The organism is Jiangella asiatica, from assembly GCF_004349065.1.
GTDB classification, from domain to species: Bacteria; Actinomycetota; Actinomycetes; order Jiangellales; family Jiangellaceae; genus Jiangella; species Jiangella asiatica.
Genome location: NZ_SMKZ01000001.1, coordinates 402,857 through 425,839, shown reverse-complemented (window position 1 = coordinate 425,839; position 22,983 = coordinate 402,857). Strand labels below are relative to the sequence as shown.

Below are 22,983 nucleotides of genomic sequence, written 5' to 3'. Positions count from 1 at the left end.
GACCGCCGCGATGTCAGGACGAGGTCGGGCCCGTTCCATTAACGTTAACGGTAGCGTTCATGTGCGACGCTAGGGTAATGGCGCGAACGCTGTCAAGGGTGGCGCCGACGAATTGGCGAATACGCTGGTCAGCGTGGTTGCGAGGGATGCAACGCCACCTTGACACCGCTGTTCCGTGAACGTTAACGTCCGAGCAGGTGCGAGCCGCTGGAAATCACCCTCGAAGCGGGCTCGAATTCGCGAGGAGGCGACCTTGTCTGTGGATACTGAGAGCGATCTGACGGGCCAGCTCCGGAGGGCGCTCGTAGCGGCCGATCCACGCCTGTCGAAATTCAATCCGCTGGGCCGCATCCTCGCGCACGACGATTTCGACTCCGGCACGCACGGCTGGTGCGAACTGCTCGGCAACTACGACGGCAACGGCAACCTCGACACCGTCGACGACCACATGCGCGACTTCCGCCCGCCGCAGCTCAGCGCCTGCAACTTCTTCGACATCGGCACCCATGGGACGCTCGGCGGCACCTATGCCCTGAAGCTGGCCACCCGGCCGTATCCGGGCCACACCGCGGTCGCCATCAGGCGGCTCACCATGAGCGGGCGCGGCCGGGTGCAGCTGGAGACGTACTTCGCCTTCAAAGCCGAGGCCACCCTGGGTGCGGACCCGGCCAACGACTCCTTCGGCGACGTCGTCTGGGACGGCAACCTGCACCCGTCCGAGGCCCAGTTCGGCGCGCTGACCGTGGCCACCGACCTGTGCGGCGACGGCGGTGTCCGCTACCACACGGTCGCGCGCTACCAGAACACCGATCTCGACCACCGGCTGACCCGGCGGTGGATGTACCCCGTGGTCCCGGAGCCGACACCGCGCGAACACCTCGAAGGCAAGATCAAGCTGGGCTACGCCGCCGACTTCACCGCGCCGAACCCGGAGGACTGGCACCCCTTCGGTGAGCCACAGGAGCTCTGCTACAACGAGGTCCCGACGAAGATCAACTGGCATTATCTGCGCTGGGTCGTCGACACCGCCGCGCGCAAGAACGTGGAATTGCAGATCAATGACCGCGTCATGGACATGAGCGATGTCCCGGTCCCGATCTACGAGGACCGGTACGAGTCGCTGGAGAATCTGCTCAACTTCTATTTCAGCGTCCGCACGCATTCGTCCGTGCGCAATTTCCTGTACCTGGACTCCGTCCTCATCTCGGTTGATTGGTAGGCAACGACGATGCGTCAATCGCTGACCGCTGTACTCGAGCGGAACACGACGGTACGGGGCGAGTTCGAGACCGAGCCGTACGAGGTCGCGTGGGCCACCGAAGCACGCTGGTTCGTCCAGGTCCTGTCGGCCACCGGCGACCCGGTCGAGCTCGAGCTGGTCACGCAGCTCTCCCCGGACGGCATCACGTGGTGCGACCACGACGAAGCATCGCACCTGGCGACCGGGCTCGGTCTGACGAGCTGGGCGGTACGCGAGTTCGGCCACTGGCTGCGCCTGCGCGGGCGGGTCCGCGGCGACGACGCCGAGGCCAAGCTGCGCGTCTACCTGGCGGTCAAGAGCTGAGGCGCTCTCCAGCCGGCGGCACGACACGAGAACGAGGACGACGGTGACCGACACCCGCAGGGCCCGGCTACGCGACATCGCCAATTCGCTGGGTGTGTCGGTCAACACCGTCTCCCGGGCGCTTGGCGGCAAGGACAACGTCAGCGAGCACACACGTGCGCGCATCCGCGCCGAGGCCGAGCGCATCGGCTACGTGCCCAACACCCATGCGCGCTCGCTCGTCCTCGGTTCGGCCATGACCATCGGGCTGGTCATCACCAACCCGTCGAACCCGTTCTACGCTCAGCTGATCAGCGGCATCGAGCCGCGCGGGCGTGGCCGCGGCTACTCACTGCTGCTCCTGGTCACCGACGAGAGCGTCGAGAACGAGCGGCGGGCGGTGGAGTCGCTGCTGCACTCGGCCGTCGACGGCGCCATCGTCGTGCCCGTCCAGGGCGAGACCGATCACTGGACGCGGGTCCAAGCGGCCGGCGTGCCCATCGTGTTCGCCAACCGCGACGTTCCCGAGCTCGGCTGCGACTTCGTCGGCATCGACAACGAGCGCGGCGCCTACGAGTCGACCCGCCACCTCATCGCCGCCGGAGCCCGGCGCGTCCAGGTGCTCGAGGAGGACCTGCCGATCACCACGATCGCCGGGCGCATCGCCGGCTTCCACAGCGCCATGGCCGACGCCGGGCTGCCCAGCTCCGACGCCGACATCATCTCCGTCCCGACCCGCCGGCACGACTCGGCGGTCCTGCCGTGGCAGCCGGCCGAGGCCTACAAACTGGCCCGTGAGCTCGTCAGCCGGGGCGACCGGCCCGACGCCGTCGTCGCCGGCAACGACTACTTCGCCCTCGGGCTCTACCGGGCGCTGGCCGAGCAGGGCCTGCGGGCACCGACGGACCTCGCGATCGTCGGCTACGGCGACCATCCCTACGCCGCGTACCTCGACCCGCCGCTGACCACCGTGCACCTGCCCGCCCGCCGCATCGGCGAGACCGCGGTCGACCTCCTGCTGCGCCGGCTGCGCGGCGACTCCACGACCGATGCGCAGGCGCAGCCGCGCAAGCGCCTGCTGAGGCCCGAGCTCGTCGTGCGTGCCTCGGCTTGAGGCCCGTGCCGCGCTACCCCGTCCCCCGGTCACCCACCTCATGGGTGGGTCGAGGATGAGGTGCTCAGTAGACCTCGCCGGCGTCCCCGGTGACCGACACGTCGTGGAAGCGCGCCCGGCCGTTCGCGGGCATCTCGAAGCCCTCCACGCGGTCGCGATACGCCACGTTGTTGGCCAGGTCCATCGGGAAGATGCCGACCGCCTGGTCCCAGATCAGCGCGGCCGCCTGCTCGTACAGGGCGGTGCGCTCCTCCGGGTCCAGCGCCGAGCGCGCACCGAGCAGGAGCTGGTCGAGCTCCTCGTTGCAGAACCCGTTGCGGTTGGCCTCGCAGGTGTACAGCCGCCCGAGCGTGTAGTCGGCGTCACCGGTCCCGACGCTGTTCGTCTGCAGGTTCATGTCCCAGTTCAGCGCGTTGAGGTCCTCGATCCACTGCGCCCGCTCCTTCTCCAGCGGTTCGACGGTGACACCGATCTCGGACCAGTCGGACATGAAGGTCTGCGCGAGCGCGCGGATGTTGGCGCCGGACTCGCGCGGCCACTGCAGGGTCGTGCTGAAGCCGTCGGGGTAGCCGGCCTCGGCGAGCAGCTGGCGGGCCAGGTCCGGGTCGTAGCCGTACGGCTCGTGCTGGCTGGCTCCGAAGACGTCCTGCGGGATCGGGCCGCGCGCGACCGTCGCGGCGTCGCCGAACAGGTCGGCGACGGCGCTCTCGATGTCCACGGCGTGCCACATCGCCTGCCGCACCCTGGGGTCGGTGAACGGCTCGCGGCTTGAGTTGAACCAGGTGAAGTAGTACGTGTAGCTGGGCACCGTCTCGAAGACGATGTCGTCGTTGTCCTGGACCGACGGGGCCTGGTCCGGCGGCACGCCGGTGGTCAGGTCCACCTCGCCGGTCTCCAGCGCGGTCAGGCGTGCGGAGATCTCCGGAATGTAGGTGAACTCCAGCCGGTCCAGTTCCGGCGCACCGTCCCAGTAGTCCTCGTTGGCCGTCATCACGACGCGCTCGTCGGGCAGGAACTCCTCGAACACGAACGGCCCGGAGCCCACCGGCTCGCGCCAGAAGTCGTCCTCGCCGATGCGGTCGGCCGGCCCCACGAACAGCAACGAGACGGTACTGATCACCGTGCCGAGGGGTTGTGCGGTCCGGATGGTCACGGTGTGCTCGTCGGTGGCCTCGACGGCCGCCACGGCCGACCACAGCGGCGCGAGCGGACCGTTCAGCTCGATCAGCCGTTCCGCTGAGGCCTTGACGTCCGCCGCGGTCAGCGGAGTCCCGTCGTGGAACGTGACGTCGTCGCGCAGGTGGAACACCCACGTCAGGTCGTCGGGGTTCTCCCACGACTCGGCCAGCACCGGCACGAACTCGCCGTCCTCCAGCCGCACGAGGGGGTCGAGCAGGTGCTGGACGATCTCCTGGACGCCCTCCTCGGCGGACTGTTCGCCGTGCGGGTCGAGCGAGACCGGAGCCACGCTCGGCGCGACGCGGAGGACCTGCTCACCGTCGGAGCCGGTCTCCTCGTCGGCGCCGCATGCGGCGAGCCCCAGGGCCAGGACGGCGGCGGCGCCCAGTGCCAGCGGACGGTGTGCCCGGCTGCGAATCATGGCTTCTCCTTGTCAGGCAGCGTGTAGGTGACGACCACGGGCTTGTGGTCAGAGGGAGCCACGCCCTCGTGGAAGAACTCGACGACCTCGGCGCAGCGCGGCCGCAGCGAGCCGCGATGAAACTGCCAGTCGATCGCCTTGGCCACGGGCTCGGGAGCGGACCAGCCGCGGCCGGGCCCGATCAGCGGCACGACGGGGTGAGTGATCGGCGAGCTGCGGCCCAGCGCCGCGAACGAGTCCGCGAAGCCGGCCGCACGCAGGACCCACAGGGGCCGCGCGTAGTCGTTGATGTCGACGGTGAAGACGCACGGGCCCTCGCCGGCCAGCCGGTCCAGGGCGGCCGCGACCTGACGGGCCTGGCCGACCCGGGGGTTCAGGTCGTCGGCGCGCTCCTGCGGGTGACCCGGCCAGGTCAGGTGCGCTGTGCTGTACACGAACGACGACGAGGAACCGGCGGGCCGCAGCCGGACCCAGAACAGCCGCGCGTGCTCGGCGCGGATGCCCACGTCCTCGGCACCGTACTCCTCCATCGCGAACAGGTCGTCGCGCCACCAGAGGTTGCTCTGGACCGCCCATCCGGGGAACGGGTCGTCCACCCGCCGGTGGCCGGGCAGGGCGGCGTCGATGATGTCGCGCGACGACGGCGTCAGTTCCTGGACGGCGAGCAGGTCGGGCTCGCGGACCTCGAAAAGCCAGCGGAGCGCCGGGGTGCGCTCGGCCAGCCAGTGTCCGCCCCAGATGTTGTAGGTCATCGACACGAAGGTGGTCACGCGCGCCTCCCCGCGGCACCTGCCGGCGCACCCGCCGCTGCGACGTCGTCGGCGGCGGTCCTCGGCCCGGCCGGGTCGAGCGGATCGTGGTTGTAGCCGACGAGTGTCGTCGCCAGCGTCTCGCCGTCGGTCCCGACCAGCGCGGACAGTTCGGTCACCGAGCAGTTGCCCGGCGGTTCCAGCAGGGCGTGGCCGCCGGCGGGCAACCGCAGCGCCGTGGCGACGGCCACCCGGATGGGGCCACCGTGGGTGAACACCAGTGCCGTGGGCTCGGTGGGCGCGTCGACGCCGGCAGCGCGGCGGGCGACGCGCCCAGCGACCCGCCGGGCCAGGTCCCGCAGCGCGACGTCGACCCGCGCGCGCAGCTGGGCGAACGTCTCGCCGCCGCCGCGCGGGATGTCCTCGCCGCGGCGGATCGCGGCGATCTGCTCGGGGTGCGCCGTCGCGACCTCGGCGGTGGTGCGACCGCTCCAGGCGCCGTTGTCGATCTCGCGCAGCCGGCGGTCGTGGTCGACGACCGCCGCGGTGACGGCGGTGTACGCCGCGGCGGTCTCGATGACCCGCGGGAGGTCGCTGCTGGTCACGACGGCGACCCGCGGGTGAAGAGCATGCAGCCGCTTCGCCGCGTCGGCGGCCTGAGCCCGGCCGCGCTCGGACAGCCCCGACCCGAGGTGCCCCTGGATGCGGCCCTCCGCGTTCCACGTCGACTCGCCGTGCCGGACCAGCACCAGGCGCACCCTGCGGGCGTCGGCCGCCGCTGGCTCGTCCACCAGCCATCTCGCGCTCACCGGCTCAGAGTCGGCCAACCCGGTGCGACCGGGCAACGCGGTTCCGCCCTGTGCAACACCGCCGCGTTGCACGGTGGGAAACCGCATTGCCCGCGGCAGCGCGCGAGCAGCAAGGTGACCGTCGCCGGATCACGTGAGAGGTGAGGGAAATGTCGCGTTCTCGAGACCGGATCGTCGCCGCGCGCAGGACGACGGCGCTCGCCGGTGCCCTCCTCACCGGGGCGGTGCTGGCCGCGGGCGCCGTCGTGACGGCACCCGCGGCCAGCTCGGCCGACGCCGTCGCGGACGTCCTCATCAGCGAGGTGGCCGCCGGTGGCCCGGCCGGTGCCGACGACGCCTTCATCGAGCTGACCAACTACGGCGACGCGCCGGCCGACCTGGACTCCTGGCGCATCTACCACTGTGGCGCGAGCGGCAGCCGCGGCGGCAGTCCGCTGGTGCCGCCGCTGACCGGGGTCACGCTGGAGCCCGGCGAGACGTTCGTTATCGCGCACCGCACCTCCAGCCTCACCGGCACCGCGGACGGCGTGTTCAGCACGTCGCTGGCCGACGACGCGATGGGGGTGTGGCTCGAGGACGGACAGGCCCAGCTGGTCGACCGGATCGCCGTCTCCCCGGAGTCGCGCGACAGCATCTGCGGCCCGCCGGTGCCGAGCACCCTGGACTTCGCCCGCGGACAGTCCTACCAGCGTGTGGGCGCCACCGGCGACGTCGGCGTCGACTTCATCCGAGCCACCCGCACACCCGCGGCCGCCAACGCCGACCGGCCCGACCCTGGTGTGCGAGCCGGGGACGTCCTGGTCAGTGAGCTGGCGAACGGTGGTCCCGGCGGTGACGCGGACGAGTTCGTGGCGCTCACCAACACCGGGGCCGACGCCGTCGACGTCGGCGGCTGGCGGCTCTCGGTGTGCACGACGCTCGGGGCCCGCCAGACCGCCGGGGTGCTGACGCAGCTCCCGGCCGGGACGACGCTGCCACCGGGCGAGGGCCTGGTGGTGGCGCACGAGTCCGCGAGCGTGCCGGGCGGCGGCGTCGTCGTGCGCTACGCGGAGCCGGTCCTGGCCGAGGACGGCTTCGGCGTGCTCGTGGAGGACGCGCGCGGCGGCGTGGTCGACGCCGTCGGCGTCTACGAGTCCGACGCGGTGCATGAGCCGGCCATCGACAGCCCGTGCAGCCAGGGGGCCGCCCTCCCGGACCGGCTGGACTACCCGTCGGGCCAGACCTACCGGCGCACCGGGAACACCGGCGACAACGCCGCCGACTTCACCGTCTCCGTGCCCGCTCCGGCCGAGAACCGCGGCTCCGGCATCCGCGTCAGCGAGTTCACGCACGACCCGGCAGCACCGTTCGTCGAGCTGGTCAACGACGGCGACAGCGCCGTCGACCTGGACGGCTGGACCGTCGACCGTTGCTTGGCGAACGGTCGGCGGGCGCTCGAGCCCGTGGCGGTCCTCGACGGTGTCGCGCTCGAGCCGGGCGCGGCGCACGTCGTCCCGCTTGCCGGCACGCCACCGGACGAGGCCGGCTACGGGTTCATCGTGCGCGACGCCGCCGGCCGGCCGGCCGATCGGGTCGGCGCCTACTTCGCGCTGTACAGCCCCTGTACCGACGGCGTGTCCCTGGTGCCGTTCCTGGACACCGCGGCCGGCGAGACCCACCAGCGGCACCAGGACACCGGCGACAACGTCCGCGACTTCGTCCGGGCACCGGCCTCACCCGGCGCCATACCCGGCGACCTGCGCGCTCCGGCCGACATCCCCGCGGACGAGCTCGAGCCGGTCGACGTGCCCGCGGCGCCGCGCCCGGAGCCGCCGGCGCTGCTCGCGCCCGCCGACGGAGCCGACGACGTGAGCAGGGAGGCGTCGCTGTCGGTGCGGGCCGGGCACACCGCCGGTGATCCCGCCGACGTGACGTTTCGCGGCGGGCCGCGGCTGCCGGTCCTGGAGAACGCCGCCGCCGTCTACACCGGCACCAGCCCGACCGCCCCGCCGGCCGAGCGCGAGCTGCCGGGCGAGTCCCGGCGCAGCGCCGCGGACCTGCTGCGCGGCCAGGACGGCGAGCCACTGGTCACCGAGGCGACCGAGGGCTTCCCCTACCAGCGCTTCGAGCTGACCGTGACCGGCGACGTGCCGGACAGCTTCGACGTCGTCTGGAGCGGCCGCTCCACCGGCGCCAGCGAACTGCAGCTCTACGTCTGGAACCACCGGTCGCAGGCGTGGGACCTGCTCGACGCGGACGCCGGACGCGACGGCGGCGAGCTCACCCTCACCGGTGCGGTCGACGCCGACACGGGTGTCCGCGGCCGGCGCGTCAGCGTCCTCGTGCAGGACGGCCCGGCGACCCGGGCCACGTTCACCGGTGCCGCCGACGGCTCCTTCGAGGACCCGGGCGACTACGACTTCGCGATCGGCATGCTCCCGGACCCCCAGCAGCTCACCGAGCAGTTCCGCGACGTCCACGCCGACCAGGTGTCCTGGCTGGTGCGCAACGCCGCCGCCCGCAAGATCGAGTACACCGCGCACGTCGGCGACATCGTGCAGAACTGGATGTGGGGCACCCACCTGGAGAGCCGCGCCCGCGACGAGTGGCAGTTCGCCTCCGACGCCATGGGCGTGCTCGAGGACGCCGGCATGCCCTACGGCATCCTGCCGGGCAACCACGACAACAAGTGGGGCCGCGACTCCGGACTGTTCAACGCGTACTTCCCGCCGGAGCGGTTCGAGGACAGCGCGTGGTACGGCGACTCCTGGCGGCCCGGCGACAACGTCAGCCACTACGACATCCTGGAGATCGACGGAGCCCGGTTCCTCGTGCTGAACCTCGGCTTCGTCGCGTACCCGGACCGCGACGAGACGCTGGGCTGGGCCGCCTCCGTCGTCGCCGACCATCCCGACCACAACGTCATCGTGTCCACCCACGAGTACCTCAACCGCGACGCCGTCCCGACGCGGCCGGACGCCGATCGCTGGACGTCGCTCGGCGAGCGCATCTGGCAGGAGGTCGTGCGCCCGTACGACAACGTCTTCCTCGTGCTCAGCGGCCACGTCAACGGCGTGGCCCACGCCGTCAAGCACGACGTCGACGGCGTCGAGGGCCGCGTGGTGACCGAGGTGCTCGCGAACTACCAGGGCTACCGAGCCGACGGCCTCCGGGACACCGGGTTCCTGCGGCTGCTGCAGTTCGACCTGGACGGCAAGACGATGTCGGTCAACACGTACTCGCCGTCGCGCGACGAGCACAACGCCGGTGAGTACTACGTGGGCGGCGCCTACGGCGCCGAGGCCGACGAGTTCGTCGTCCCCGTCGGCCTCGGCGACGTCTACGACAAGCGGGTCGAGACCGCCGCGTTCGCCCTGGCCTCGCTGGGCGAGCCGTTGGGCGCGGTACCCGCCGCCGACGGGTCCCCGGCCGCGCTCACCTGGCCCGGGCTCGCCGCCGGTCAGCGGTACGTGTGGTTCACCGAGGCGCTCGACGCCGCCGGCCGGGCCGCGCGGTCACCGCTGTGGAGCTTCACGGTGTCATCCCCGTGATCACGGCTATCGCCGTCCGATGCCGGACTCGGCCGCGGCCCGCTGGACCCGGCTCCGCTCCCGCTCGTCGATGACGCCGTCGGCGACCAGCACGCCCAGGACTTCGGCGACGTGGCGCAGGAACGCGCCGGGCGTCTCCCAGCCGCGCTCCTCGTCGATGAGGTCGTTGACCGTGCAGCCGTCGGCGGCGGCACGGTTGGGCACGCCGCTGTCCACGTCGCCGACGACCACCGTCGCCTGCGGGTCGGGCTGCGGGCAGGCCGACGGCTCGACCTCGGCGATCCACACGTCGCGGAACTCCACGTCCGAGCCGTCGTGGTGGTTCTGGAAGCCGAGGTGTCCCTCCAACGCCCGGCTCCCGTCGCCGGTGTACGTGTTCACGAGCTCACCGTTGAGGTAGACCGAGTACCTCTGGCCGACCGCCCGGATCTCGTACGTGTTCCACTCCCCGATCGGTTTGGCGAGAAGGTCGGTGATGGTCGCGAAGTTGTAGATCGAACCGGTCTTCTGCGGGTCGCCGCCGTCGGGGTTGTCCTCGATCTGCGCCTCGTAGCCGCGCACGCTGTCATCGGGCTGCCTGGCCCACGGTCCTTCCCAGTCCAACGGTGCCGGGAAACGCATGAACGCCCCGGAGTTGTCGGTCGGGTTGTTCATCCGGTACTCGAAGCGAAGGTGGAAGTCGCCGAACGACTCCGGCGTGTACCACAGCAGCCCACCGGAGCCCCGGCTCATGAGCGTGCAGTCAGAGGTGACGGTGAACGACCCGTTGCCCGCCATCTGCCAGCCGTCGAGCGTCTTCCCGTCCCAGAGCGCGGTGAAGCCCGCCGGCGGCTCCGGCTCCGGGCACACCTGGGGCTCGTCCCCGGTGAGCCGGAGCCAGTCGAACGACGCGTCGACGACCGGGATGTTGGGGTCGCCATCCCCGCCGGAGAGTGCGGCCACCCCGACGCTCCACGGCGCGGCGGCGCCGAGCCCGTACGGCCGGCCCAGCGGCGTCCACTCCTCCCCGTCCACCGAGTACGAAGCGGTGACCTCGAGGCCGTCGCTGGTCAACCGCAGGTCGAAGGTCGTCGGGAAGTCCGCGGGCAGGGCCACGTAGTCGTCGACGGTGTTGCGTTCCTGCCCGCCGGCGACGGTGAAGAACGACATCCGGCGGGTGCCGTCCGGGCGTGCCATCACCACGGCTTTGGCGAAGTCGTCGTCGCCGGCGTGGAGCACGAGCCCGGCCTGCTGGAACGCCGTCGTCGTCTCGATGCTGACGCGGGTGGTGGCCTCCCATCCGCCATCGGGGACCGGCCGCATGATCAGGTTGGCGGCGTCGGACCTGGCCGCGGTGAGCTCGCCGTGCGCGGTCGGCAGCACCAGCCGCCCGTCGGCGATCTGGTAGCCGTCGGGGTCGTGCCGGACGATCGAGGACCAGCAGCCCAGGTCCAGCGCGTCGCCGTCGAACTCGTCGACGCCGCCGTCGAGGCACTCCGGCTGCGGCTCGATGACCGTGATGCGCACGTCGGCCGAGCCGATGCGGCCCTCGGCGTCGGTCGCGGTCAGGACGGCGTGGTACTCGCCCGGTTCGGTGTAGGTGTGCGTCACGTTCGGCTCGCCCGACGTGGCTCCGTCGCCGAAGTCCCAGTTGTACCCGGTGATCTCCGCACCCTCCGGGCTGGTCGCCGAACCGGTGAAGGAGACCTCCAGTGGCGCCGTGCCCTGCTCCGGTGTCGCCTCGACCGTCACCTGCGGACCGCTCTGGTCGGTGACACCGGCGCCGTTGAACCGCAGCCAGTCCAGCGCCAGCAGGTCAGGCCCTCCCGAGACCCACTCGTCGTGACGGAACACCAGGTACAGGGCGAAGGTGTCGCCCGGATCGGTGAGCTCGCCGGTCTGTTCGACGACGGTGTCGTAGCTGCCGGTGACCGGCACGTCGACCGACCCGATCAGCTCGCCGTCGGGACTGTCGCGGCGTACCTCGATGGTGCCGCCGAGGCCACCGGAGGACGCACCGACGGTGAGCGAGTCGATGTTGGTCAGGTTCACCGGCTCGAACATGATCCAGTCGCCGTCGGTGATGTCGCCGAGCCGCGCCCCGGCGCTGGCCTGTGGACGCTCGTAGACGGTGACGCCCTCGGACGCGGCGAAGTGCTCGGCCTCCCTGCGCTTCGGGTTCAGTCGCACCGAGTCGCCGCCGGTGAGCGGCTGGACGCCGGGAGCGCCCGCGTCGGTGAACGTCGCCTCGAGGACGTAGTACAGGTTGGTGTCCAGTCCGTGCCCGCCGTCGGTGATGGTGGGCACGAGGCCGGTGCAGTTCGGATAGTTGTCCAGCGGATGCTGATGCTGGTCGTGGCCGAGCAGCGCACCGGCCACCACGGTGTCGCAGGCGATCGTGCCATCCGCGGTGCTGCCGTCCTCGGCGTCCTCCACCGTCACGTCGTAGGCGATGTCGTCGCCCCAGTCGTAGAAGCCGCCGTGCGGTGGCCAGGCGAAGTTCACCTCCGGAGCGCTGTTCCCGGCCGAGACCCGGACCGCGGCGACGGAACTGCGCTCCCTGCTGTCGGTGACCGTCAGCAGTGCCGTGTAGTTGCCCGCCTCGGTGTACGTGTGCGACGGGTTCGGCTCGTCGGAGGTGGCGCCGTCGCCGAACGACCAGTGGTACGTCATGGGCAGCCCGGCCGGATGGACGGTGCCCTCGCTGTCGAACGCGACGGTGAGCGGGAGCTGCCCCGAGGTCGGCGTACCGGTCGCCTGGACGACAGGTGGCCGGTCGCCGCCGACGTAGTCGATCCGGTAGATCCCGGCGCCCTCGTTCACGTCGCCGCGGCCGGCACCGCTGCCGGAGCCGAAGTCGATGACGTAGAGCGAGCCGTCCGGGCCGAACGTCGCGTCGAACGGGCCGCGGAACGTGGTCGAGTCGAGGAACGGGTTGATCGCCAGCAGGTCACCCGCGGCCACCGGGTCGAACCGATCGTCCTCGAACTCCAGGTCCTCCTCCACCCGGGTGATGGTCTTGTAGAAGTGCCGGGCGTACTCGAACACGAACCACTTTCCGTCGTAGTACTCGGGGAACTTGGTGTCGGACTCCAGGTCCGGGTCGTAGTGGTAGACCGGACCGCTCATCGGGCCAGCACCACCCGTGCCCAGCTCGGGGAAGTCCGGCGACTCCTGGTAGGAGTACCAGACGAACGCCTCCTGGACCGGCGGGAGCTGCTGCAGTCCGGTGTTGTGCGGTGAGTCGTTGACCGGTCCGCCGGCGCAGTCGAACGGCTCGCCGGACTCCCCGGTGGCGAAGTCGTAGTCGATGTACGGGATGTTGTTGCCGACGCAGTGCGGCCAGCCGTAGTTGCCGGCCTCGCTGATCACGTTCCACTCCACGATGCCCTCCGGTCCGCGGTCCGGGTTGGGCTGGGTGGCGTCCGGGCCGTAGTCGGCCACGAGCACCTCGCCGGTCTGCTGGTCGACGGTCATCCGGAACGGGTTGCGAAAGCCCATCGCGAAGATCTCCGGCCGGGTCAGCTCCGGGTCCGAGGTCTCGGGCGGGAACAGGTTGCCCTCGGGGATCTCGTAGCCGCCGTCGTCCGTCGGGATGATCCGGATCACCTTGCCGCGCAGGTCGTTGGTGTTGGCGGAGGTTGCCTGCGCGTCCCAGGGCGCGCGGTCTGGCCGCTCGTCGATGGGCGCGAAGTTGCCCGACTGGGAGAAGTCGGTGTTGTCCCCCATCGAGGCGTAAAGGCTGCCGTCCGGGCCGAACTCGACCGCACCGCCCATGTGCACGTTGGCCAGGCCAACGTCACGCCAGGTCGGGAACGACAGCAGGCGTCGCTCGGACTCCATGTCCACCAGGTCGGTCTCGAAGTCGAAGGTCAACCTGGAGATGTTGATCTGTGCGACGTCGGGGTCGGAGTACATCACGTACAGCCAGCCGTTGTCGGCGAACTCCGGGTCCAGGGCGAATCCGGTCAGGCCGTCGGAGTGCCGGGCGGTGCTGAGCCCCAGCTCGAGGTCGCCGATGGTCGAGACCTCGAGCGTCTCCTGGTCGATCATCTTGATCTGCCCGGTGCGCTGGATGTAGATGACCCGGCGATCCGGCGTGACCTCCAGTTCGAACGGGTCGGCGAGGTCGTCGGTGAGCTGCGTGGTCGCGAAGCTGTCCTCGTCGGTGGCGCCGCAGTCGCCGGGCACCGCGCCGGCGGCCCACTGGATGCCGCCGAGCAGGTGGCCCACGAACGCGGGCTCCTCGAAGGCGGCGGCGTCGTGCCCACCCGCGGTGAACCACGACCGGCCGCCGTCGTAGACCTGACACCAGGAGAACGGGTGGTGCACGCCGGTGTCCAGATCGGGGATGCCGTCGCGCTGTTTGACCTCGGCCAGGACGTGGACGTCGCCGGTGGGGTTGGTGGCGAGGTCGTACCACTCTTCCGCGCGCTCCCACAGCTGCGGCAGCTCCCGCGTCGACGGGTGCACCTGGTCGAGCACCGTGATCCGGCCCGGGAACGTCCCGCCGGTCGCGCTGAAGTCCGGGTGGTCGGAGAAGTACGCGCCGACCAGTCCGCCGTACCACTCCCAGTTCCGCTCGGAGTCCGCCGCCGAGTGCAGCCCGACGTACCCGCCGCCGTTCTGGATGTACCGCGTGAACGCCTCGCGTTCCGCCGCCGACAACAGGTCGCCGCTCTCCGGTGTGGAGTGCGTGTTGTTGAAGACGACGACGTCGAACGTGGCCAGGTCGGCGTCGTTGAACAGCGACGTGCCGTCGTCGACCACGACCTCGAAGTCGTGTTCGGCGCCGAGCTGTTCGATGAGGGCCTCGCCGGCCGGGATGGACTCGTGGGCCTCGCCGGTCACCTTCGAGAAGACCAGGGCCCGGAACTGGGCCGCCTCTGTGGTGTCGTCGGTGGTGGTGTCGTCACCGATCGTGTCCTCGGTGGCTTGGACATCGAAGTCCTGGGCGCCGGCGGACGGGATCGCGGACAACGACAGCACCAGGGCGCTGACGGACAGGGCGGCGAGCAGGCTGGATCGGCGCATTCGTGACTCCGTCCACGGGGGCGTCGGAAGGGTGGAAAGCGCTTACCCCAACCAGAGTGGCGACGATCACTCCGCTCTGTCAAGACGTCGAGTCACCGGATCCCGAATCCCGGTCATCGCGGCAGGGCCGCACGCCACGACCACGGCGCCGCCTGCCATGGTGCGCCCGTCAGCCGTTGGGCGAACGCCCCGCCGCACCGGGCGAGCTGGCATTCCGCACTCTCCCGGCGCCATCCGGGAGACCACGGCCGTCCCCAGCGCGACGATCGCCAGAGCGACGATCCCGGTGATCAATGGCACGAACCGAACGAACATGCGTCACTCCCTACGCGAGCGCTCCGGGTCGACAGCTGTCGTTGCCATCAGTGCATCGGTATGTGACATACGACACGACCGGACACATGGATTGCCCGCAGGACAGTTCGCTCCCCATGATCATCAACGATTACCCGTGCTATAACGCCCACGATCGTTGATGATCATGGGGACAGCTAGCGGGGCTCGGAGCGTACTGGGGCGCCGGGCAGCGCGTCCGGGACGATGTCGCCGTCGCGGACGACGAAGGTGCCGCCGACCACGACGTGGCGCATGCCGACGGACGGCAGCGGGCTGTCGCCGTAGGTGGCGCGGTCGGTGAGCGTGGCGGGGTCGAAGACCGCGAGATCGGCGTCGCAGCCGACCTGAACCCGGCCCTTCCGCCGCATCGCCGGCGCCATGTCCTCCACCAGCCGGGCCGGGAGCAGGCTGCACCTGCGGATCGCCTCGAGCAGCTCGAGGTCGGCGTCGTCCCTGGTGAGCATGCGGATGCTGCGGGCGAACGTGCCGGCCGTGCGCGGATGGGTGAGCCCGCCCGGTGGGAGAGGCCACTGCATCGGGTCCGGTGGCGGGGTGGTCCAGACGATCGGCATGGCGTCGCTGGCGATCACCGTGTCGGGGAAGCTGAGAGCGCGGAGCAGGAAGCCGCGATCGTGGGGGTCGTCCTCGCGCAGGTACTCGGAGACGACCAGGCCGCCGGGGTCGCTCTCGCGCAGCCGCCGCAAGTGATCAGCGTCGCGCACGCGTTCGCGGGTCTTCAGGTAGACGAGAGAGTCGGGGGTGCGGCCCCGCGCGGCCATGACGTCCGGGTCGAAGAACACCGCACCGATGGCGGTCATCGCGAAGCCGTAGGGGTAGGCCTCGACGGAGACGCGCGACCCCTCCGAGCGCGCCCGGTCGACGAGGGCGAGAACACGGTCGACATGGCGGCTGGCCACGCTGTTCACGTGGCACATGTGCATGGTCGCGCCGGTCTGGCCGGCGGCCCTGACGATCTCCTCCGCCCCGTCGATCACGGGGGCGGACGCGCCGTTGGCCGAGGGGACGTGGTCCTCGGCCAGGGCGCGGGTGTGGGTGAAGGTGACGCAGCCGGCCTCCGCCGCGAGCCGGGCCACCGCGAGGTACTCCTCGGGGTCGGTGCCCGGCGCATAGCCGAGCAGGAAGCCGACGCCGAGTGCGCCGTCGGCCAGATCCGCGCTGACGGCGGCGATGATCCGGTCGACCTCGTGCTGTTCGGCGGAGCGGTGCCATCCCGGATGCCCCAGGTTCTCCAGGATCGCGCGCTGCCTGCCTTCAGTGTCGACGCCGGCGAGCACGGCCATCCGCGCCGACGCCCAGGACGCGGAGAAGCCGTAGTTGACCGGCCGACCCTCGGCCGCGGCCCGCTCGTACGCAGGGCCGACCGGACCGACGCCTGCCTCCAGGTCCAGGGCCGTCGTCACGCCGTCGAGAACCTGGAGCCTGAGCTCGGGGATGCCCGGCGAGTGGCTGTGCAGGTCGACGAACCCGGGCGCGACGACGAGCCCGCTGACGTCGAGGCGGAGGCGGGCGCCCGGCAGCGGGCCGGCCGCGACGGCCGTCACGGTCCCGCCGTTCATGCCGACGTCGCGGACCGCGTCCAAGCCCGTCTCGGGATCGAGGACGCGGCCACCCTCCAGCACCACATCGAACGTCATGGAGCACCCCTTCAGCCGGTGTGGCCCTCAACGATGTCATCCGGTCAGGGCTGCCGGAAGCCGAGCCGGCGGGACAGCTCCTCGGCGATGTGCACGGCGGCAGCGGCGAGCCTCGCCCGCTCCGCGCCGTCGACAGTGCTGGCCGGGAACGTGACCGCGACCGCGGCGACGGAATGCCCGTTGTGGTCGCGAACCGCGGCGGCGACCGAGGCGAACCCGGGCGTCACGGACCCCTCCTCGATCGCGTACCCGCGCTGCCTCACGTCCACCAGGGCGGCGCGCAACTCCCCGGGCGAGACGATCCCGGTCGCGTGGCGCCGCACGAACGCCTCACCGGACGGGAACAGCGCCCGCACCTGCTGCCGGGGCAGTGCCGCGAGCATCGCCAGGCCGCTGGCGGTGAGCTGCGCGGGCAGCCGGACGCCCACGTCGGTGACGAGCGGCGGCCGGCCGGCCGCGCGGTCCTCGATGATGTAGAGGACATCGCGGCCGTGCAGGACGGCCAGATGCGCATTGTGTGTCGTCTCGTCGACGAGCCGCGCGAGCAACGTCCGGGCGATGCGCCGCAGTGGCGCCTGCCGGCTGTAGGCCGACCCGAGCTCGAACGACGCGACGCCGAGCCCATAACGGCGCTCGTCGGTTAGATGCGCGACGAACCCCTCGGAGACCAGCACCGCCAGCAGATGGTAGACGCTGGAGCGGGGTAGCCGCAGGTCGCGGGCGATGGCCGCGGCCGGCATCGGTTCGGCGTGCCGGGCCAGATAGCTGAGGATCGCCAGCGCGTGGCCGGCAGCTGGCGCGTTGGCCATGGCTCATTGTCTCAGATCCGAGACACCATTCCGTCGGAGATGGTTGGTGCCGGCCGGTCTGGCGGCTGAGATGGACATCATGACGGTTCAGGCATCGTCGGCCGCCCGGCAGATCGAGGTCGGGGTCGGGCCGGTCAGTGTGGATGATGTGGTGGCGGTGGCCCGGCGGGGTGTTGGTGTGCGATTGGGTGCGGATGCGCGCAGGGCCGTCGAGCGCAGCCGTGAGGTGGTCGAACAGCTGGCCGTGGCCGATGTGCCCTACTACGGGGTGTCGACGGGGTTTGGTGCGTTGGCCACCCGGCACATCCCGGCCGATCGGCGGGCGGGGCTGCAGCGCAGCCTGATCCGCAGCCACGCGGCCGGGTCCGGCCCGGAGGTGGAGCGTGAGGTGGTGCGGGCGTTGATGCTGTTGCGGTTGTCGACGCTGGCCACTGGGCGCACCGGGGTGCGGTGGCAGACCGCGGCCGCGTACGCGGCGATGCTCGATGCCGGCATCACCCCGGTGGTGTACGAGTACGGCAGCCTGGGTTGTTCTGGTGATCTGGCGCCGCTGGCCCATTGTGCGCTGGCCCTGATGGGTGAGGGGGTGGTGCGTGAGGCGTCGGGTGCGCTGGTGGCCGCGGCCGACGCGCTGGCCGGCGCCGGGCTCGAACCGGTGCAGCTGGCGGAGAAGGAGGGCCTGGCGCTGATCAACGGCACCGATGGCATGCTCGGGATGCTGGTGCTGGCCGCCCATGACCTGGCCCGGTTGCTGGCGGTGGCCGACGTGGCCGCGGCGATGAGCGTGGAGGCGCTGCTGGGCACGGACCGGGTGTTCGCCCAGGACCTGCAGGCGCTGCGCCCGCACCCGGGGCAGCGCGAGTCCGCGACCAACCTGCGCGAGCTGCTGGCCGGGTCGGCCATCGTGGCCAGCCACCGCGGCCCGCAGTGCACCCGCGTCCAGGACGCCTACTCGCTGCGCTGCTCCCCGCAGGTGCACGGCGCGGTCCGCGACACGCTGACCCACGCCGTCACCGTCGCCGAGCGGGAGCTGGCCGCGGCCGTGGACAACCCCGTCGTGATGCCCGACGGGCGGGTCGAGTCCAACGGCAACTTCCACGGCGCGCCGCTGGGGTACGTGCTGGACTTCCTCGCCATCGCCGTGGCCGACCTGGCCTCGATCTGCGAACGGCGCACCGACCGGTTCCTCGACGTGGCACGCAACGCCGGGTTGGCGCCGTTCCTGGCCCACGACCCCGGCGTGGACTCCGGGCACATGATCGCCCAATACACCCAAGCCGGCATCGTCTCCGAGCTCAAGCGGCTGGCCGTACCGGCCTCGGTGGACTCCATCCCCTCCAGCGCCATGCAAGAAGACCACGTCTCGATGGGCTGGGCGGCTGGGCGCAAGCTACGCCGCGCCATCGACGGGCTCACGCGGGTCCTGGCCATCGAACTACTCACCGCCGCCCGAGCCCTGGACCTACGCGCACCACTGACCCCCGCCCCCCGCACCGGCGCCGTCCGCGACCTCATCCGAACCCACGTACCCGGCCCCGGACCAGACCGCCACCTCACACCCGAGATCGACACCGTCCTCGAACTGATACACAACGACGCCATCGCCGCCGCGGCAGGGCCGCTGCACTGACCGTTCAGGAGGAGACCATGGAAGGTGCCCGACCTGTCCGCGCCGCGCGCGGTACGCAGCTGACCGCGAAGACCTGGCCGCAGGAGGCCGCCCTGCGCATGCTGCAGAACAACCTCGACCCCGAGGTGGCCGAGCACCCCGACGAGCTCGTGGTCTACGGCGGCACCGGTAGGGCCGCGCGCGACTGGCCGTCCTTCGACGCTCTGGTGCGTACGCTCACCACGCTGGCCGACGACGAGACCATGCTGGTGCAGTCGGGCCGGCCGGTCGGGGTGATGCGGACGCACGAGTGGGCGCCGCGGGTGCTGATCGCCAACTCCAACCTGGTCGGCGACTGGGCCACGTGGGAGGAGTTCCGCCGCCTCGAGGCGCTCGGGCTGACGATGTACGGGCAGATGACCGCGGGGTCGTGGATCTACATCGGCACCCAGGGCATCCTGCAGGGCACGTACGAGACGTTCGCGGCGGTGGCGGCCAAGCGCTTCGGCGGCTCCCTGGCCGGCACGGTCACGCTGACCGCGGGGCTGGGCGGCATGGGCGGTGCGCAGCCGCTGGCGGTCACGATGAACGGCGGCGTCGCCATCGTCGTGGAGTGCGACCCGTCGCGCATCACCCGTCGCATCGAACACGGCTACCTCGACGTGCAGGCCGCGACCGTCGACGACGCGCTCCGGCTGGCCGACGACGCCCGCGCGAGCCGCCGCCCGCTGTCCATCGGTGTCCTGGGCAACGCCGCGCGGATCGTACCGGACCTGCTGCGTCGCGGCGCCGCCGTCGACGTCGTCACCGACCAGACCTCCGCGCACGACCCCCTGGCCTACCTTCCCGCCGGGGTGGCGTTCGAGGACTGGGCCGCCGAGCGGTCCAAGGACCCGGCCGGCTTCACCCAGCGCGCCCGCGAGTCCATGGCCGCGCACGTCGAGGCGATGGTCGGCTTCCTCGACGCCGGCGCCGAGGTGTTCGACTACGGCAACTCGATCCGGGGTGAGGCGCAGCTGGCCGGGTTCGATCGCGCCTTCGCCTTTCCTGGGTTCGTGCCCGCCTACATCCGGCCCCTGTTCTGCGAGGGCAAGGGGCCGTTCCGGTGGGCGGCACTGTCCGGCGACCCCGCCGACATCGCCGCCACCGACCGCGCCATCCTCGAGCTGTTCCCCGACAACGAGCCGCTGGCCCGCTGGATCCGGATGGCCGGCGAGAAGGTGCGCTTCCAAGGGTTGCCGGCGCGCATCTGCTGGCTCGGCTACGGCGAGCGCGACCGGGCGGGCCTGCGGTTCAACGAACTGGTCGCCGCAGGCGAGCTGTCCGCTCCGGTCGTCATCGGCCGGGACCACCTCGACGCCGGCTCCGTCGCCTCGCCCTACCGCGAGACCGAGGCCATGGCCGACGGCTCGGACGCCATCGCCGACTGGCCGCTGCTGAACGCGCTGGTCAACACCGCATCCGGCGCGACCTGGGTGTCCATCCACCACGGCGGCGGCGTCGGCATGGGCCGCTCCATCCACGCCGGCCAGGTCACCGTCGCCGACGGCACACCGCTGGCCGCCGAGAAGATCGCTCGGGTGCTGTCCAACGACCCCGGCATGGGTGTCATCCGCCACGTCGACGCCGGCTACGACCACGCCGCCGACGTGGCCGAGCGCCGCGGCGTCCGCGTCCCGATGCGCGAAGGCGAGGCCTGATGGACCACGGTTTCGAGGCCATGTGGGCCGACCTGGAGCCGATCGGCCGTGATCGGCGTGGCGGGTACCGCCGGTTCGCCTGGACCGGGCCGGACGCGCAGCTGCGGGAGTGGTTCGTCGCCGAGGCGCGGCGCCGGGACTTGGACACCACGCTGGACCGCGCGGGCAACCTGTGGGCGTGGTGGGGCGACCCGGACGCCGCTGTGGCCGCCGGCGACCCGGGGGTGGTGGCCGGCAGCCACCTCGACTCGGTGCCGAGCGGCGGCGCGTTCGACGGGCCGCTCGGGGTGGTGTCGGCGTTCGCGGCACTCGACATCCTGCGCGGACAGGACCACACCCCGGCACGGCCGATCGGGGTGGCCTGCTTCGCCGACGAGGAGGGCGCCCGGTTCGGCGTGGCCTGCGCCGGGTCGCGGGTCATCACCGGGGCGCTGGACGCCGACCGTGCCCTGGCGCTCACCGACCGCGACGGGGTCAGCCTCGCCGAGGCGCTGCGCCGGCATGGCCGCGACCCGCGCGACCTCGGCCCGGACCGCGACACGCTGCGACGCGTGGGCACGTTCGTGGAGCTGCACGTCGAGCAGGGCCGCGGCCTGGTCGACCTGGGCCGACCGGTCGGGGTGGCCACCTCCATCTGGCCGCACGGCCGGTGGCGGGTCACCCTCACCGGCGAGGCCAACCACGCCGGCACGACACCGCTGCCCGACCGGGTCGACCCCATGCTGGACCTGGCCGGCCTGATCACCGGCGCGCGCGAGGCCGCCGAGCGGCACGGTGTGCTGGCCACCGTCGGCAGGATCGAGGTCGACCCGAACGGCGTCAACGCCATCGCGTCGCAGGTCCGCGCATGGCTGGACTGCCGCGGCGCCGACGAAGACGCCGTACGCTCGGTGCTCGCCGACCTGGCACCCTACGGGCCGCAGAGCGAGTCGTGGACGCCCGCGACGCGGTTCGACCCGCGCCTCGCGCACCGGCTGTCCACCCGGCTCGAGGACGCACCGCTGCTGGCCACCGGCGCCGGCCACGACGCCGGCATCCTCAGCGCCGCGGGCATCCCGACCACGATGCTGTTCGTCCGCAACCCCACCGGTGTCTCCCACTCCCCCGCCGAGCACGCGGACAGCGACGACTGCCTGGCCGGCGTCGACGCACTGGCGGCCGTACTCACCGAGCTCACCCGGTGAGCGACACGTTCTGGGCCGAGCTGGCCTGGGTCGGCGACGTCCCGGCGGCGCAGGTGCGCATCGAGGTCGACGACGGGGTCATCGTCGCGGTGGTGCCCGGCACCGACCCGGCCACCGGCGACGAGCGGCTCCCCGGCATCGTGCTGCCCGGCTTCGCCAACGCCCACTCTCACGCCTTCCACCGTGCGCTGCGCGGGCGCACCCACACCGGTCGCGGCTCGTTCTGGACCTGGCGCACCAGCATGTACGCGCTGGCCGAACGGCTCACCCCGGACAGCTACCACCGCCTGGCACTGGCCGTTTACGCCGAGATGGCGCTGGCCGGCGTCACCGTCGTCGGCGAGTTCCACTACCTGCACCACGGCCCCGGCGGCGCTCCGTACGCCGACCCGAACGCCATGGCCGCCGCGCTGCGGCAGGCCGCCGCGGACGCCGGGGTCCGGCTCACCCTGCTGGACACCTGCTACCTGACCGGCGGGATCGGACAGCCGCTGGGCGGGGCGCAGCTGCGGTTCGGCGACGGCACCGCCGTGCGCTGGGCCGAGCGGGCGAGCGACCTGCGCGATGATCCCATGACCAGGGTCGGCGCCGCGATCCACTCCGTCCGCGCGGTGCCACCCGACGCCGTCGCCGTCGTCGCCGAATGGGCGGCACGGCGCGGTGCACCGTTGCACGTCCACCTCTCCGAACAGGTCGCCGAGAACGAGGCCACCCTCGCCGCCTACGGGCGCACCCCCGCCCGGCTACTAGCCGACCACGGCGCCCTCACCGACCGGACCACGGCGGTGCACGCCAACCACGTCGACGACGGCGACATCGCACTGCTGGGCGCCGCCCGAAGCGCCGTCTGCGCCTGCCCGACCACCGAGCAGGACCTCGCCGACGGACTGTCGCCGGCCCGCGCGCTCGCCTCCGCCGGGTCGCCGCTGTGCCTGGGCAGCGACCAGCACGCCGTCGTCGACCTGCTCGCCGAGGCGCGGCTGCTGGAGATGCACGAGCGGCTCGGCACCGGCCGGCGCGGCAGCTTCACGCCCGCCGAGCTCGTCGCCGCGCTCACCCACCGCGGGCACACCGCCCTCGGCTGGCCCGGCAACGGCCGCATCGCCGTGGGTGCCGCCGCCGACCTCGTCGCCGTCCGTACCGACACCGTCCGTACCGCCGGCACCGACCCGGCCCAGATCGCCCTCACCGCCGGCGCGGCCGACGTCCACACCGTCGTCGCCGGTGGGCGGACCATCGTCCGCGACGGCCGACACGAACGGGGCGATGTCGCCGGCCTGTTCGCCGAGGCCATCGACCCGCTGTGGGAGTTCGCATGACGACGACCCTGGT

General features: G+C 71.9%; 13 protein-coding genes and 2 pseudogenes. 8 read left to right on the top strand and 7 right to left on the bottom strand.

The genetic code is table 11. The annotated features are described in order from the left end of the window. Positions 1–253 precede the first annotated feature (253 nt). Genes E1269_RS01780 through E1269_RS01770 form a run of 3 tightly spaced genes read left to right on the top strand, consistent with a single transcriptional unit; the run spans position 254 to position 2,657 of the window. Complete coding sequence (locus E1269_RS01780) at positions 254–1,219, top strand: DUF6772 family protein (protein WP_131890335.1); 966 nt, start codon at positions 254–256, stop codon at positions 1,217–1,219. Positions 1,220–1,228: 9 nt separating this feature from the next. Further along, positions 1,229–1,564 (top strand): hypothetical protein, encoded by a 336-nt coding sequence (locus E1269_RS01775; RefSeq protein WP_131890333.1) that lies wholly within the window; start codon positions 1,229–1,231, stop codon positions 1,562–1,564. A gap of 43 nt (positions 1,565–1,607) precedes the next feature. Further along, positions 1,608–2,657 (top strand): LacI family DNA-binding transcriptional regulator, encoded by a 1,050-nt coding sequence (locus E1269_RS01770; RefSeq protein WP_131890331.1) that lies wholly within the window; start codon positions 1,608–1,610, stop codon positions 2,655–2,657. Between the two features lie 64 nt (positions 2,658–2,721). Here the strand turns inward: E1269_RS01770 and E1269_RS01765 are convergent, their stop codons facing one another. Genes E1269_RS01765 through E1269_RS01755 form a run of 3 tightly spaced genes read right to left on the bottom strand, consistent with a single transcriptional unit; the run spans position 2,722 to position 5,815 of the window. Next, on the bottom strand, positions 2,722–4,257 hold the full coding sequence (locus E1269_RS01765) for an ABC transporter substrate-binding protein (RefSeq protein ID WP_131890329.1): 1,536 nt from the start codon (positions 4,255–4,257) through the stop codon (positions 2,722–2,724). Next, entirely contained in the window at positions 4,254–5,027 is a 774-nt protein-coding gene (locus E1269_RS01760; RefSeq protein ID WP_131890327.1) for an endonuclease/exonuclease/phosphatase family protein, read from the bottom strand. The genes E1269_RS01765 and E1269_RS01760 overlap by 4 nt, the downstream gene beginning before the upstream one ends. Further along, positions 5,024–5,815: a histidine phosphatase family protein gene (locus E1269_RS01755; RefSeq protein WP_162606174.1), complete on the bottom strand. Its 792-nt coding sequence runs from the start codon at positions 5,813–5,815 to the stop codon at positions 5,024–5,026. The genes E1269_RS01760 and E1269_RS01755 overlap by 4 nt, the downstream gene beginning before the upstream one ends. A gap of 149 nt (positions 5,816–5,964) precedes the next feature. Between E1269_RS01755 and E1269_RS01750 the strand changes: the two genes are divergently transcribed. After that, positions 5,965–9,345, top strand: a complete 3,381-nt coding sequence (locus tag E1269_RS01750) for a lamin tail domain-containing metallophosphoesterase family protein (protein ID WP_131890323.1) — start codon at positions 5,965–5,967, stop codon at positions 9,343–9,345. A gap of 6 nt (positions 9,346–9,351) precedes the next feature. Here E1269_RS01750 and E1269_RS34540 read toward each other — a convergent pair. From E1269_RS34540 to E1269_RS01735, 4 genes and pseudogenes are all read right to left on the bottom strand, one after another. After that, positions 9,352–10,788: pseudogene (locus E1269_RS34540) on the bottom strand (3-keto-alpha-glucoside-1,2-lyase-like domain-containing protein); the annotation flags it as partial. 45 nt (positions 10,789–10,833) lie between these two features. Next, positions 10,834–14,358: pseudogene (locus E1269_RS01745) on the bottom strand (ThuA domain-containing protein); the annotation flags it as partial. Between the two features lie 491 nt (positions 14,359–14,849). After that, entirely contained in the window at positions 14,850–16,349 is a 1,500-nt protein-coding gene (locus E1269_RS01740) for an amidohydrolase family protein (protein WP_131890319.1), read from the bottom strand. A gap of 44 nt (positions 16,350–16,393) precedes the next feature. Beyond that, entirely contained in the window at positions 16,394–17,158 is a 765-nt protein-coding gene (locus E1269_RS01735; protein WP_131890317.1) for an IclR family transcriptional regulator, read from the bottom strand. A gap of 79 nt (positions 17,159–17,237) precedes the next feature. On the opposite strand from E1269_RS01735, the gene hutH reads away from it, so the two are divergent. Genes hutH through E1269_RS01715 form a run of 4 tightly spaced genes read left to right on the top strand, consistent with a single transcriptional unit; the run spans position 17,238 to position 22,970 of the window. Beyond that, the gene (gene hutH / locus E1269_RS01730) at positions 17,238–18,788 is read left to right on the top strand and encodes a histidine ammonia-lyase (RefSeq protein ID WP_131890315.1); all 1,551 of its coding nucleotides are present in this window, start codon (positions 17,238–17,240) and stop codon (positions 18,786–18,788) included. Positions 18,789–18,805: 17 nt separating this feature from the next. Beyond that, on the top strand, positions 18,806–20,467 hold the full coding sequence (gene hutU, locus E1269_RS01725) for a urocanate hydratase (RefSeq protein WP_131890313.1): 1,662 nt from the start codon (positions 18,806–18,808) through the stop codon (positions 20,465–20,467). Then, positions 20,467–21,651 (top strand): allantoate amidohydrolase, encoded by a 1,185-nt coding sequence (locus E1269_RS01720; RefSeq protein ID WP_131890311.1) that lies wholly within the window; start codon positions 20,467–20,469, stop codon positions 21,649–21,651. The genes hutU and E1269_RS01720 overlap by 1 nt, the downstream gene beginning before the upstream one ends. Further along, a complete protein-coding gene (locus E1269_RS01715) occupies positions 21,648–22,970 on the top strand; it encodes a formimidoylglutamate deiminase (protein WP_203432710.1) in 1,323 nt (440 codons plus the stop codon). The genes E1269_RS01720 and E1269_RS01715 overlap by 4 nt, the downstream gene beginning before the upstream one ends. Positions 22,971–22,983 lie beyond the last annotated feature (13 nt).

What these genes read in the sequence shown, in the direction of transcription:
- E1269_RS01765 (WP_131890329.1), bottom strand. Translation starts at nt 4,257, where the DNA reads ATGATTCGCAGCCGGGCACACCGTCCGCTGGCACTGGGCGCCGCCGCC.
- E1269_RS01775 (WP_131890333.1), top strand. Translation starts at nt 1,229, where the DNA reads ATGCGTCAATCGCTGACCGCTGTACTCGAGCGGAACACGACGGTACGG.
- E1269_RS01750 (WP_131890323.1), top strand. Translation starts at nt 5,965, where the DNA reads ATGTCGCGTTCTCGAGACCGGATCGTCGCCGCGCGCAGGACGACGGCG.
- hutU (WP_131890313.1), top strand. Translation starts at nt 18,806, where the DNA reads ATGGAAGGTGCCCGACCTGTCCGCGCCGCGCGCGGTACGCAGCTGACC.
- E1269_RS01720 (WP_131890311.1), top strand. Translation starts at nt 20,467, where the DNA reads ATGGACCACGGTTTCGAGGCCATGTGGGCCGACCTGGAGCCGATCGGC.
- E1269_RS01740 (WP_131890319.1), bottom strand. Translation starts at nt 16,349, where the DNA reads ATGACGTTCGATGTGGTGCTGGAGGGTGGCCGCGTCCTCGATCCCGAG.
- hutH (WP_131890315.1), top strand. Translation starts at nt 17,238, where the DNA reads ATGACGGTTCAGGCATCGTCGGCCGCCCGGCAGATCGAGGTCGGGGTC.
- E1269_RS01735 (WP_131890317.1), bottom strand. Translation starts at nt 17,158, where the DNA reads ATGGCCAACGCGCCAGCTGCCGGCCACGCGCTGGCGATCCTCAGCTAT.